Source organism: Streptomyces sp. WAC03905, from assembly GCF_057371075.1.
The window spans coordinates 6,517,564-6,530,249 of the sequence record NZ_JBXYDZ010000003.1 but is presented as its reverse complement, the minus strand read 5'-3'; the positions used below and the strand labels follow the sequence as shown (position 1 = coordinate 6,530,249).

General features: G+C 73.1%; 13 protein-coding genes. 4 read left to right on the top strand and 9 right to left on the bottom strand.

The window, feature by feature from the left end; translation table 11 throughout:
• Positions 1 to 17: 17 nt before the first annotated feature.
• The 5 genes from fabG to AC2RP6_RS32020 all read right to left on the bottom strand — a co-directional run bounded on the left by fabG (position 18) and on the right by AC2RP6_RS32020 (position 4,840).
• Positions 18 to 779 carry a 3-oxoacyl-ACP reductase FabG gene (gene fabG, locus AC2RP6_RS32040; protein ID WP_486449326.1) on the bottom strand — a complete coding sequence of 254 codons (762 nt, stop codon included), beginning with the start codon at positions 777 to 779 and terminating at the stop codon, positions 18 to 20.
• Between the two features lie 130 nt (positions 780 to 909).
• Positions 910 to 1,293 (bottom strand): DUF3037 domain-containing protein, encoded by a 384-nt coding sequence (locus AC2RP6_RS32035; protein ID WP_030658325.1) that lies wholly within the window; start codon positions 1,291 to 1,293, stop codon positions 910 to 912.
• A complete protein-coding gene (locus tag AC2RP6_RS32030) occupies positions 1,290 to 2,138 on the bottom strand; it encodes a HipA family kinase (protein ID WP_486449325.1) in 849 nt (282 codons plus the stop codon). Before AC2RP6_RS32030 ends, AC2RP6_RS32035 begins: the two co-directional genes overlap by 4 nt.
• A 52-nt stretch (positions 2,139 to 2,190) precedes the next feature.
• Positions 2,191 to 3,825, bottom strand: a complete 1,635-nt coding sequence (locus tag AC2RP6_RS32025) for an MFS transporter (protein WP_486449324.1) — start codon at positions 3,823 to 3,825, stop codon at positions 2,191 to 2,193.
• Positions 3,826 to 3,877: 52 nt separating this feature from the next.
• Positions 3,878 to 4,840 carry a hypothetical protein gene (locus tag AC2RP6_RS32020; protein ID WP_486449323.1) on the bottom strand — a complete coding sequence of 321 codons (963 nt, stop codon included), beginning with the start codon at positions 4,838 to 4,840 and terminating at the stop codon, positions 3,878 to 3,880.
• Between the two features lie 402 nt (positions 4,841 to 5,242).
• Here AC2RP6_RS32020 and AC2RP6_RS32015 point away from each other — a divergent pair, with 402 nt between their 5' ends.
• On the top strand, positions 5,243 to 5,581 hold the full coding sequence (locus AC2RP6_RS32015) for a carboxymuconolactone decarboxylase family protein (RefSeq protein WP_486449322.1): 339 nt from the start codon (positions 5,243 to 5,245) through the stop codon (positions 5,579 to 5,581).
• Positions 5,582 to 5,754: 173 nt separating this feature from the next.
• The gene (locus tag AC2RP6_RS32010) at positions 5,755 to 7,185 is read left to right on the top strand and encodes a DUF2252 domain-containing protein (RefSeq protein WP_486449321.1); all 1,431 of its coding nucleotides are present in this window, start codon (positions 5,755 to 5,757) and stop codon (positions 7,183 to 7,185) included.
• 53 nt (positions 7,186 to 7,238) lie between these two features.
• Here the strand turns inward: AC2RP6_RS32010 and AC2RP6_RS32005 are convergent, their stop codons facing one another.
• Complete coding sequence (locus AC2RP6_RS32005) at positions 7,239 to 7,667, bottom strand: subtilase-type protease inhibitor (protein WP_486449320.1); 429 nt, start codon at positions 7,665 to 7,667, stop codon at positions 7,239 to 7,241.
• Between the two features lie 308 nt (positions 7,668 to 7,975).
• Positions 7,976 to 8,590: a cysteine hydrolase family protein gene (locus tag AC2RP6_RS32000; RefSeq protein ID WP_486449319.1), complete on the bottom strand. Its 615-nt coding sequence runs from the start codon at positions 8,588 to 8,590 to the stop codon at positions 7,976 to 7,978.
• A gap of 76 nt (positions 8,591 to 8,666) precedes the next feature.
• Between AC2RP6_RS32000 and AC2RP6_RS31995 the strand changes: the two genes are divergently transcribed.
• Entirely contained in the window at positions 8,667 to 9,125 is a 459-nt protein-coding gene (locus AC2RP6_RS31995) for a pyridoxamine 5'-phosphate oxidase family protein (protein WP_486449318.1), read from the top strand.
• Positions 9,126 to 9,217: 92 nt separating this feature from the next.
• On the opposite strand, the gene AC2RP6_RS31990 is transcribed toward AC2RP6_RS31995, so the two are convergent.
• Complete coding sequence (locus AC2RP6_RS31990) at positions 9,218 to 10,126, bottom strand: LysR substrate-binding domain-containing protein (RefSeq protein ID WP_486449317.1); 909 nt, start codon at positions 10,124 to 10,126, stop codon at positions 9,218 to 9,220.
• 38 nt (positions 10,127 to 10,164) lie between these two features.
• Between AC2RP6_RS31990 and AC2RP6_RS31985 the strand changes: the two genes are divergently transcribed.
• Positions 10,165 to 11,220: a DMT family transporter gene (locus AC2RP6_RS31985; protein WP_486449316.1), complete on the top strand. Its 1,056-nt coding sequence runs from the start codon at positions 10,165 to 10,167 to the stop codon at positions 11,218 to 11,220.
• Positions 11,221 to 11,314: 94 nt separating this feature from the next.
• Here the strand turns inward: AC2RP6_RS31985 and AC2RP6_RS31980 are convergent, their stop codons facing one another.
• Positions 11,315 to 12,649, bottom strand: coding sequence for an aminotransferase class I/II-fold pyridoxal phosphate-dependent enzyme (locus tag AC2RP6_RS31980; RefSeq protein ID WP_486449315.1), 1,335 nt, complete (start codon positions 12,647 to 12,649; stop codon positions 11,315 to 11,317).
• Between the last annotated feature and the right edge of the window lie 37 nt (positions 12,650 to 12,686).

Sequence of the window (12,686 nt, the reverse complement as noted above, 5' to 3'; positions counted from 1 at the left end):
TGCCTCTCGTCGTCGCGTCAGTTGAGGGGGCCGCCGGCCACGTACATGACCTGGCCGGAGACGAAGCCGGCGGCCTCGCCGGTGAAGAACGCGATCGCGTTGGCGATGTCGTCCGGGCGGCCGACGCGCTGGACCGGGATCTGGGTGGCCGCGGCCGCCTGGAAGTCCTCGAAGCCCATGCCCACGCGGGCGGCCGTCTGGGCGGTCATCTCGGTGACGATGAAGCCGGGGGCGACGGCGTTGGCGGTGACTCCGAACTTGCCGAGCTCGATGGCCAGGGTCTTGGTGAAGCCCTGCAGACCGGCCTTGGCGGCGGAGTAGTTGACCTGGCCGCGGTTGCCGAGCGCGGAGCTGCTGGAGAGGTTCACGATGCGGCCGAACTTGGCGTCCACCATGTACTTCTGACAGGCCTTCGACATCAGGAACGCGCCGCGCAGGTGCACGTTCATGACCGTGTCCCAGTCGGTCTCGCTCATCTTGAACAGCAGGTTGTCGCGCAGCACACCGGCGTTGTTCACCAGGATGGTGGGGGCGCCGAGTTCGGCGGCGACGCGCGCGACGGCCGCCTCCACCTGGGCACCGTCCGAGACGTCGCAACCGACCGCCAGGGCCCGGCCGCCGGCCGCCGTGATGGCCTCCACGGTGTCCTTGCAGGCGGCCTCGTCGAGGTCGAGAACGGCGACGGCGCGGCCCTCGGCCGCCAGGCGCACGGCGGTGGCCGCGCCGATGCCCCGGGCCGCCCCGGTCACGATCGCGACGCGCTGCTCGGTGGTGGACATGCTGGTTCTCCTCGCCCTAGAGAGGCGGCCGCCCAGAGGTGAGCAACCGCTTAGTAGCTTCAGCTGAGGAGACGCTAGGAGCCCTGGCACCCCGTGTCAACGCCGACCGGCCCGGCCCGGCGGCCGGCGGTCAGCGCACCAGCAGGTCCAGCAGCCGTTCCACCTCCGCCGCGGGGTCGGCCGTCAGACCGGTGTGCACCGGCCCGGGCTGCACCACCGTGCTGCGCGGGGCGATCAGCCAGCGGAAGCGCCGGCCCGCGTCGTCGCCCGCCGCCTGCCCCGCGGCCTCTCCCCCGCCGCACACGCCCTCGACCCCGCGCAGGGCGGCCCGTACGCCGGCCACGTCGGCCGCCGGGTCCAGCGCGAGGAGCTTCGCCTCGTCGAGGTGGGTGCGCGCGGCGACGTAGGAATGCGCCCGGCAGTAGACGATCACGCCGGCGTTGAAGCACTCGCCGCGTTCCATCCGGGGCACCACGCGCACCAGCGCGTACTCGAACACGTCCCGCTTGGTCACTCGTCGCCGCTCTTCTTCTTGTGGGTCTTGTGGGGCCATTCCGGCAGGTGGTCGGTCAGCCAGCCGGGAGGCCCGGCCGGTGCCCTCACCTCGGCCTCCAGCGAGATCCTCTCGTGGATCGTGGCCGCGCGCGGCAGCAGCGCCTCCACGTAGGCCCGGCGCAGGGCGTCGGCGGAGTCGAAGCCCGGCTCGTCGACCAGCCATGCGTCGGGGACCTCGGCGGTGACCTCGGTGAGCAGTTCCTCGGTGACGAGGGGTGCGAGCGCGGCGGCCGCCGCCCCGATGTCCGGGCCCACGGGGGCCAGTACGTGATCGGAGGCGTTGTACGGCTTGGCGGCGGCGGCCTGCGCCGTGGGCCAGTTGTGGTGCCAGATCATGGTGGCGCCGTGGTCGATGAGCCACAGGTCCCCGTGCCAGACGAGCATGTTCGGGTTGCGCCAGGACCGGTCGACGTTGTTGATCAGGGCGTCGAACCAGATCACGCGCCCCGCCTCGGCCGGGTCCACCCGGTACGCGAGCGGGTCGAAGCCGATGGAGCCCGGCAGGTAGTCCATGCCGAGGTTGAGGCCTCCGCTGGCCTTGAGCAGCTCCTGGACCTCCTGGTCGGGCTCGGCGAGGCCGATCACGGGGTCGAGCTGCATCCGCACCAGCGTGGGGACCCTCAGCCCCAGCCGCTGGGCCAGGCGGCCGCAGATGACCTCGGCGACCAGGGTCTTGCGGCCCTGGCCGGCTCCGGTGAACTTCATGACGTAGGTACCGAGGTCGTCGGCCTCGACGATCCCCGGGAGCGAGCCGCCTTCGCGCAGGGGCGTCACATAGCGGGTCGCGATCACTTCTGTGAGCATTTTCCCAGGCTATAGGGCGAAGGAGGTGCACGTTCAAAGGGTTTTCCCCCGCTCAGGCCGGCTGCTCCCCCTCCTGCGCCGACGAGGGCTGGGTGGTGGGGATGCGCTGGGTGAAGAAGAGCGCGAGGAGCGCGGCGAAGGACAGGATGGAGAGGGCCGCCCGCAGCCCGTCCAGCCTCGCCTCCTCGTTCGCCTCCAGGGTGGCCGCGGTCAGCTCCTGACCGGCGCCGGCGTCGACGAGGGCGCTCTCGAGCTGGGCGTCCGACAGGAAGGGCGCGCCGCTCGCGAGCTGTACGGTCGCCTGGCTCTTGACGCTGCTCGGGACGGCGGGGTTCGCCTGGACGCTCGTCAGGAAGGAGGACGTGAGCGCCGCGATCATGATGGATCCGGCGAGTGCCGTGCCGATGGAGGAACCGAGGTTGGTGACGGCGTTCTGGACCCCGCCGACTTCCGCTGACTGAGCCTGCGGCACGGCCGACACGGTGACCGATCCGAGCTGGGACGCCAGTGCGCCCATCCCGGACCCGATCAGCAGCAGGGGCACGGTGACCACCTCGGCCCCGGCGTCCGCGTCGAGCGCCGCCATCAGGATCACCGCTCCGACGAGCAGGGCCAGGGTCCCGAGGCGGACCACTCGGCGCGGTGACACGTCGGGGAGGAACCGCGGGATGAGGACGGCGGCGGCCAGCAGCGTCACCGACAGCGGCAGCAGCCGTGCTCCGGTGGCCAGTGCCGACAGCCCGAGGGCGACCGAGAGGTAGAGCGGGACGACGAAGAAGACGCCCATCATCACCAGGTACTGGAAGAAGAACATCGTCAGGCCGCCGGTGAGCTGCCGGTTCGCCAGCATGGCCGGGTCGACGAGGGGCTCCCGGCCCCGCCGGACGAGGCGGTGCTCCCAGCGGAGGAAGAGCCAGACCAGGAAGATCCCGAACAGCATCAGCCATACGGTCAGGGAGACACCGAACACGGCGGGCCCGCTCGGCTTGGGCCTGAACCAGCCCCACTCGTCGGAGCGGAGCACGCCGTAGACGAAGATCCCGAGCCCGAGCGCCGACAGGACGACCCCGAGGAGGTCGATGCGCGGGCGTTCCTCGCTCACGGCGTCCGCGATGGGGCGGGCCAGCAGGAGGATGCCGGCCACCATCAGCACTTCGCCGGCGAAGACCCACCGCCAGGAGAAGTAGGTCGTGGCGATCCCGCCGATGAGGGGGCCGAGGGCGATGGCGATCGCGCCGGCGGCCGCGACGAGCCCGTAGGCGGCGGGGCGGCGCTCGACGGGGAAGTTGCCGGCGACGAGCGCGACGATCGCGGGCAGGATCAGCGCCGCCCCGACGCCCTCCAGGAACGACCAGCCGATCAGCAGCACCGTCAGGTTGGGGGCGAGGGAGGTGACGAGGGAGCCGCAGCCGTAGATGACGCAGCCGATGAGGAAGGCGCGTTTGCGGCCGATCAGCACCCCGACCTTCCCGCCGGGGATCATCAGCATGGCCATCACGAGGGTGTAGGCCGTGATGGCACCCTGGATGCCGGTGACGTCCGTGCCGATGTCGTCGGCGACCGTCGCGATGGAGACGTTCATGACGGAGCTGTCGAGCGCCATCAGGAACTGGCCGGCCGCGAGCGTCATCAGGACGAGTCGCGCCTTCGAAGGGTTCCCGGTCGCCGTCCCTGCCCTGGATACCATGCCCGCATGCTTCCAGCCGCCGGCGGGACGGGCCTGACGACCCGCCCGGAAGTCAGCCGGACGGACAGGCGGTGACCGGGTCGTCGTGGACGAGGGCGCAGACCATCTGCGCGCCGCGCCCACGCTCGGGATGGGCGGAGCGCAGTGCGTCCTCGAAGGACTTCCACTGGCGGCTGATCTCCGCGGCCGCCCCCGCGGTGGCCCGGCGGAAGTTGTCGCCCGTCCTGGCCCGGGCGGAGGCGGGTGTGTCCTTGTTCAGGTCGCGGTTGTGCGCGACTCGGCCGTCGCAGTCCGCGGGCCTGACACCGGTGGAGTCGATGTCGGGGTAGCAGCCGGTCGCCAGGTCCTCGGGGACGAGGGCGCGGACCTCCCGCGTCCAGTCGGCGTCCTTCATGCCGCTGTAGCGGCGGATGTCGAAGAACGGGGCGACGTCGCCGCGGTGCAGTCCCGGCGGGTTGGCGGTCCCGATCGCGCCGGGGGCGGCCCGGTCGGCCCAGTTGGAGTGCGAGTAGAAGTCCTCCAGCGGGTGCCAGCCGCGGCCGAGCTGTTCCAGGACGGCGCACTTGGCCGGCGCGGGCCGCTCGTCCCAGGTGCAGGGCGCGGACAGGTCCGTCTGGTCGGCGCGCACCCGGCCGTCGGCGTCGACGAGGCCGTCGGCCGCCCGTACGGCGTTGCGGAAGCGCGCGACGGCCGTACCGACGCAGGCGACGAGTTCGGTGGTGGCCCGGTCCCGGGTGCGGGGGTAGCCGGGGTCGTGGCGCGGCGCCAGGTAGTCGGCGTTGTCGCAGTGCAGGGGGCCGACATCGAAGTAGGGACGCTTGTCGTCGGCGTTGACGGCGCCGTCGCGGGCGTCGGCCATGGCGGTCAGCGTGGCGGGCTGCCAGGGCAGGGCGCGCCGGGTGATGTCCTCGTGGTGCTCCCCGGTGAACGCGGCGGCCGGGCCGACCGGCAGGGCGACGAGCGCGGCGAGGGCGGCCGCGAGGAGGGCCACCGGTGTGCGGCTGGGTCTCTTCACGGAAGGGCTCCCCAGGGGTGTCGTGTCGATCGGCCGGATCAGGGAGCGGCTGACGGTGTCATGGGGTCCTCTCCGGCCCCGGAGGGCCGTGGGGAGGGATCGCACGGCGGACGAGGCTGCTTCCATGCTGCGCAGCGGGCTCCGGCCCCGCATCCCGGTGGACGCCCCGGGGCCGCGGCAGGCCGGGGAGCAGGCCGCAGGACCGTATGCGCACCGCTTCGGATGGTGTTTCCCGGGTGCCCCGGTCGCCGCGTGAGGTGACCGCTCCGCGCCCTCGCGCGCCCCGGGGTCGGCAGACCTAGAGTTGAAGCCGAGGCGGCGTGCCGGGACTCGGGGCGGCCGCTCGCTCGGCTCCGGTCCCCGCGCCAGGGCGCGACAACACACCCCAGGAGGGCATGCGTCATGTCCACTGCATCCGAAACCCCGGTCCTGGACACCCTCGCCGCCATGACGGGCGATTCGCTCGAGCGCTGCGGGATGGCCCCGGACGTGCTGCTCATGGTCCGGATAGCGGCCCTCGCCGCGTCGGACGCTCCCCCGATCTCCTACGTCGCGCACATCGACCCCGCCCTCAAGGCGGGGCTGACGGCGGAGCAGTTGCAGGACGTGTTGGTCGCCGTCGCCCCCATCGTCGGCACGGCCCGCGTCATGACGGCCGCCGGCAACATCACCCGGGCGCTCGGCGTGGCCATCGCCGTCGCCGAGGCCGAGGCCCAGGCCGAGATGGACGCCATGGGCTGACAGGTGGGGCCGCCTGCACGGCACCCCCGGACCCGGCCCGGCGGCCGTTCCCGGGGTGCGGGCGGACCGGCCGGGCGGGGCGGTCGGCGAGGCGGTCGGTCAGTGCGGCGGCAGTCAGTCAGCGAGTGCAGTCGGTCGGTCAGCGAGTGCAGCAGTCAGTCAGGAGGGCCTCCATGTCCCGGAGTGCGATCACCGCCATGCGCGCGGTGCCCGAGGCCACGCCCGAGGAGCGCGCGGCCATCGGCAAGGAGGCCCGCAGCCGTTGCCCCCGGTCGGGCCACGCCGTGTACCAGCCCTCCGCCCGGCGGCGGGACCCCTTGGCGATCCTGGAGGCGCAGTCCGCGACGCGGGTGCCCGAGCTGGTCCCGATCCGCTACGCGCGGATGACGGAGTCGCCGTTCCGGTTCTACCGGGGAGCCGCCGCGATCATGGCGTCGGACCTGGCCGGCAGCCCCGACTCGGGGATCGCCGTACAGCTCTGCGGCGACGCCCACCTGCTGAACTTCCGCCTGCTGGCCTCGCCGGAGCGGCGGCTGATGTTCGACATCAACGACTTCGACGAGACGCTGCCCGGACCCTGGGAGTGGGACGTCAAGCGGCTGGCCACGAGTCTCGTCATCGCCGCGCGGGCGAACGGCTTCGACGAGGCGGAGCGGGCCCGCATCGTGAACTCCGCGGTGCGCTCGTACCGCGAGGCGATGACCGGCTTCGCCGGTATGGGCAATCTCGACGTCTGGTACGCCAAGATCGACGCCGAGGGACTGGAGGCCCTCGTCACCGAACAGCTCGACAAGCGGGGCCGCAAGAAGCTGGCCACGGCGATGGCGAAGGCACGGACGCGCGACAGCCTGCAGGTCTTCGACAAGCTCACGGAAATGGTCGACGGCAGCCCGCGGATCGCGGCGGACCCCCCGCTGCTGATGCCGCTCGGCGACCTGCTGCCCGACGACGAGCGCGACGAGCTGGTGGACCGGATGAGTTCACTGGTCGGCCAGTACGGGCGCACGCTGGAGAGCAACCGGCGGGCGCTGCTGGAGGACTACCGCCTGGTGGACGTCGCCCGCAAGGTGGTCGGCGTCGGCAGCGTCGGCACCCGCTGCTGGATCCTGCTCCTGCTCGGCAGGGACGGCCGCGACCCCCTCTTCCTCCAGGCCAAGGAGGCCGACACCTCCGTGCTCGCCGATCACGTCGGCGCCAGCCTGTACCGGAACCAGGGAGAACGCGTGGTCTCCGGACAGCGGTTGATGCAGGCGGCGAGCGACATCTTCCTCGGCTGGGAGCGGGTCGACGGTATCGACGGCAGGAAGCGGGACTTCTACGTCCGCCAGTTGCGCGACTGGAAGGGCATCGCGATGCCCGAGACCATGTCGCCCGCGCAGCTGGAGACCTTCGGCAACGCCTGCGGGATGACCCTGGCCCGCGCGCACGCCCGGTCCGGCGACCGGGTGGCGATCGCCGCGTACCTGGGCCGCGGCGACGTCTTCGACCGGGCGCTCGCGGAGTTCGCCGAGGCGTACGCCGACCAGAACGAACGCGATCACCAGGCCCTGGTCGACGCGGTCCGGGCGGGCCGGCTGCCGGTACGGGAACTCCCCGCGGCCTGACCGCGCGTCCGGACGGCGCCCCCTCCCGTGGCGCCGTCCGGAGGGGCGCCCCGTCAGAACGCGAAGACCGCGTTGCCGTTCAGGGTCGCCGCCATGGTGCAGGAGTTGGCGAACGTGTGGTCCCACGCCACGCGGCGGCCCTCCCACACGCCGACCGCGGACACGGTGACGGGGGCGTAGTGCATCGGGCACGCCCGGTCCGGGTTGGGCGCGGACAGCAGCCGGTCGAACGAGCCGCCGGTGGACTTCAGGGCCTCGCACGCGGCCTTGGGGTCGGGGTGCGTCCCCCGGGCCCCCGGCGCGCAGCTGACCGTCGTGGCACGGACGACGGTGGGCGCGGCCACGTCATCGCCCTGGGCGACGCTGAAGACCATCGCCGAGGGAGCGTAGAGGCTGTCGGGCTGGGCCTGCGCGATGCCGGCGGCACCGGCCAGACAGAGGAGCGCGGCAGCGGAGACGGCGGCTGAGCGACGGTAACGCACGGGACTACTCGCTTTCGATTCGATGGTTCAGCGCGATCCATACTTTCGGAATCGCGCTCCGTTGCCTCGAATCCTTGCGGAGCCGCAGGGTCATTGCACATCGACGACCGATTTACGGACACCTCGTTCGCATATCGGTAGCCGAATGGTCGTTCGAGCAGCTCAGACGGGGTGCGACCGTGTGGTCACTCCCAGCGATCACCCCACCGCCCCGTCGGCGACGTGCGACGTTGCGGGCGCCGCACCGGCGCCGGGCGCCCCGGGTTCACCGGACGGCTACCCAGCTTGTCCGGATGTGTGCGCTCCGCTCAGCCCTCGGGAGCCCACGCGGCCAGCAGGGCCCGGGTCGTGGTCACGTCCGCCACGAGCGCGAGCGAGTTGCGGATCACGTCGGTGGTGCAGGAGGCGGGCACCCCGGCGATGGCATCGGAGGGGACCACGACCTCGTAGCCGAGGTTCACCGCGTCGAAGACGGTGTTCGGGATCGCGATGTTGGAGGAGACACCGGTGACGACGAGGGTCCGGATGCCCAGGTTGCGCAGCAGCGCGTCGAGGTCGGTGCCGGCCATGGGCGACAGTCCGTGCAGCCGGCGGACGACCAGGTCCCGGTCGGCCACGGTGATGGGCGCGGCCACCTCCACCGCGCGGCTCCCGGTCAGCTGCCGCACGGGCAGCCTCCCGGCGGCCCGGAAGAGCCGCGCGTTGCCGTTGGCCCCGAGCCCGTCCGGCCTCCGCTCGGCGACCGCGTGCAGCACCTGTACGCCTGCCCCGCGCGCCGCCCCGACCAGCGCGGCCACCCGTTCCAGCATCCCGGAGTCCCGCGCCTCCCTGGCGAGTTCGGGCAGCGCGGACTCCTCGCCCACGACACCGTTCTGGCACTCGACGGTGAGCAGCGCGGTGGTGGCGGGATCGAGATCCGACATGACTCCCCCTGGCGTGGCGTCGGAAGAGCCCCCATGATTCCTGACACATAGTCAGATGTGAAGGGATGCGGGGCCGATGGACGGGACTCAGCGGCGGGGGCGCCGCATCATGATGAGCACGGCGGAGGTGGACGCGTTCCTGCGGGAACAGCGGACCTGCCGGGTGGCGACGGTCTCACCGGACGGACGCCCGCACGTGGGCGCCCTGTGGTTCGCGTGGGACGGCACCTCGCTGTGGCTGTACTCGATCACCCGCAGCCGCCGCTGGGCCGACCTGCGCGAGGACCCGCGGATCTCAGTGGTCGTGGACGCGGGCGAGTCGTACGACGAGCTGCGCGGCGTGGAACTGTCCGGCAGCGCGGTGTTCGTGGGAGAGGCCCCGCGCACGGGTGAACCCTGCCCCGAACTGGCCGGGCCCGAGCGGATCTTCCCGGTGAAGAACTTCGGTATCGAGGAGATGCCGCACGACGGCCGGCACGCCTGGATCCGCCTCACCCCGGACACGGTCGTCTCCTGGGACTTCCGCAAGATCTGACGCGCGCGGCCCCCCTGGGCCCTGTCGTCAAAGTTGCACCTGGCCCGCGGCGCCCGGCACCGGCCTGACCGGCGCCACTTTGACGACAGGACCTAGGCTCGTTGGGATTCGGCGGCCGTCGCCTTGAGGGCGTCGACCGCGGCCCGGATGGAGGGCCTGCGGTCGGCGTCCGCGCGCCACACCGCGTACACGTGGCGGCGCACGGCGTCGCAGACGGGCAGCAGCCGCACGCCCGGCGGCACCGGCCCGCGCCCCAGCTTCGGCGCGACGCAGACGCCGAGCCCGGCCTCCACGAAGGCGAGCTGGGTGTGGTGCTCCTCGGCGATGTGCGCGATGCGCGGTTCGACGCCCGTGCCGCGCAGCGTGAAGACCAGCCACTCGTGGCAGAACTGGCCCTCGTTCCAGGAGATCCACTCGTCGTCGCCGAACTCGGCGAGGGAGATCGTGGCGCGGTCCGCCAGCCGGTGGCCGGCCGGGACCGCGATGTCGACGGAGTCGTCCAGCAGGTGGGTGCGGGTCAGTTCCGCGGGCACCGGCATCCGCTTGTTGTGCCAGTCGATCGCGAGGGCCATGTCGAGGTCTCCGCGCACGACGGCAGCCATGCTCTCCTCGGGCTCCTGCTCACGCACCCGGACCCGCAGTTCCGGGTGGCCGGCGCGCAGGGCGGACAGCGCCCGGGGCAGCAGTCCGCGCATGGCGGTCGGGAAGGCGCCGATGCGCAGCTCGCCGACGGCGCAGCCGCGCTGGGCCTCGACGTCCGCCTGGGCCTGCTCCACCTGGGAAATGATCCGGGCCGCGTGGTCGGCGAGCAGCCGTCCGGCGTCGGTGAGGCGGACCCCGCGGCCGTTCCGGGCCAGCAGCGGCTGGCCGACCTCGCGCTCCAGCTTGGCCATCTGCTGGGAGACGGCGGAGGTGGTGACGTGGAGCCCGTCGGCCGCACCGCTGACCGAGCCGTGGCGGGCGAGGGCGTCAAGGGTACGCAGGCGCTCCAGGTTCAACATGTAAGTGATGCTACGCCGTCACGCCGAGAAACTCTCGCTTGTCCTACGAAGTTGATACGAGCACAGTAAGGGGTATGAGCGCACCCGCAGCCCCTCGGCCGGCCCTTCCGGCCCCTCCTCCCGCGTCCGCCACGGCGCCGGTCCCGCCCACGACGACCCCGGCCACGGCGACGGCCACGACCACAGCCACGGCCACGACGACCCGGCGGCGCGGCCTCCTCGACTGGCGCGTGCGCTTCGCGATCCTGTCGGTGATCTGGGGCTTCAGCTTCCTGCTGATCAAGGTGGGCACGGAGGCGTACGCGCCTTTCCAGGTGGCCCTGGGCCGGGTCCTGTTCGGAGCGCTCGCCCTGCTCGCGGTGCTGCTGGTCCGCCGCGAGCCGCTCCCCCGGGGCCCGCGCACCTGGGGGCACCTCACCGTGGCGGCCCTCCTGCTCAACACCGCGCCGTTCTCCCTCTTCGCGTACGCGGAACTGAGCATCCCCTCCAGCCTGGCCGGCATCTGCAACGCCACGTCACCCCTGTGGGGCATGGCGCTGTCGCTGGTCGCCCTCTCCGAGGACCGTCCGACGCGCCGCCGTTTCGCCGGCCTCGGCCTCGGCTTCCTCGGCGTCCTGACCGTGCTCGGCGCCTGGAACGGCTTCTCCGGCGTCGACGCGCGAGGAACGGCGTTCGCCCTGCTGGCCTCGCTCTGCTACCCCATCGGCTGGATCTACGTGCGCCGCACCCTGGCCGGCACCCCCGGCTCCCCGGTGGCCCTGACCGGTGGCCAGCTCATGATCTCGACGCTTCAGCTCGCGCTGGTCAGCGCCGTGTTCACGTCGGCCCCGACGTCGTTCCCGCTCTGGCCGACCCTGTCGGTGATCGCGCTGGGCGCCCTGGGCACGGGCATGGCGCTGCAGATGCAGTACGGCCTGGTGACGGAGGTCGGCCCGACCACCGCCCAGATGGTCACCTACTTCATCCCGGTCATCGCCACCACGGCGGGTGTGCTGGTGCTCGGCGAGCAGCTCCACTGGAACACCCCGGTCGGCGCCGCGATCGTCCTGGCGGGCGCCGCCCTCACCCAGACCCGCCGCCCCGCCGCCCGCTAGCCTCCCCGGCCGGGCGCCCCCCGCCGGTCCTGTCGGCAGGACCGGCGGGCGGGCGCCCGGCCGTTCCCGCTGCGCCGGCCGACGGGACCCGCGGTCAGACGCTGCGCCCGCCCGCCACGCCCGGCCGGACCGCCGCGGCCACGGCGTCGGCCAGTACCGGCACCTCCGCGACCGCCAGCTGGGACACCGTCAGCCGCACCCCCGGTCCCGCCTCGACCCGGAAGACGGCCCCGGCGGCCACCCCCCACCCCGCGGCCAGCAGCCTGGTGACCACCACCGTCTCGTCGGCCACCGGCACCCACACGTTCAGCCCGCTCCGGCCGTGCGCCGGGACCCCCCGCTCCCGCAGGGCCTCGACCAGCGCGTCACGCCGCTCCGCGTAGGCCCGCGCGACCGCGGCCGGGTCCACGGCGTGCGAGGTCCACAGTTCCACCACCGCGTGCTGGAGCAGCCGGCTCACCCACCCCGGACCCAGCCGCTGGCGCCCCCGCACCCGGTCCAGCGTCACCTCGTCGCCCGTCAGTACGGCGAGCCGCAGGTCGGGCCCGTACGCCTTGGCCGTGGACCGGATCAGCACCCAGTGCCGGGTGACCCCGCCCAGCGGGTGCAACGGCAGGTCGACGATGCCGTTCCCGTGGTCGTCCTCGATCAGCAGCACCCCGGGGTGCTGCGCGAGCAGTGCGCGCAGCTCGCCCGCCCGCCGCGCGGTCACCGCCGCCCCAGTCGGGTTCTGCGCCCGGGAGGTCACCACCAGCGCCCGCGCCCCGGCCGCCAGGGCCCGGGCCACCGCGTCGGTACGGGGCCCGTCGTCGTCCACCGCCACCGGCAGCGTCCGCAGCCCGAGCGCGGGGACCAGGTCCAGCGCGGCGCCCCAGCCCGGGTCCTCGACCGCCACCGCGTCGCCGGGTCTCATGTGCGCGGCGAGGACCCGCTCGATGGCGTCCAGCGCCCCCGAGGTCACCGCGACCGGGCCGGGCGGCACCGCGTCCGCGTCGAAGCCGGCGCGGGCGATCCGCGCCAGGTCGGGGGCGACCGGATCCGCCCCGTAGAGGGTGGGCTCCTGCCCGTGGCGGCGGGCGGCGGCCGCGAGCGCCCCGTCGAGCGGGGGCAGCAGCGCCACGTCCGGATTGCCCTGCGCGATGTCGCGCACCCCCTCCGGCACCGCCATCCGCAGGGCGTCACGCGGGGTGCTGGCCGGGCGGGACCGCACCCGGCTCCCGCGCCGCCCGTCCGTTTCGATGACCCCGCGTTCGCGCAGAGTCCTGTAGGCGGCCGCCACGGTGTTGGGGTTGACGCCCAGCACCCCCGCCAGCTCCCTCATGGGCGGCAGCAGCGATCCCGGCGGCAACGCCCCCGATGCCACGCCCGCTTCGACACTGGCCGCGATTTCGGATGTGCGGCGCCCTGTAATCCGATACTCTCCTAGCACAAAGAATATTATGCACTAGTGCAATGGAGTCCGCACC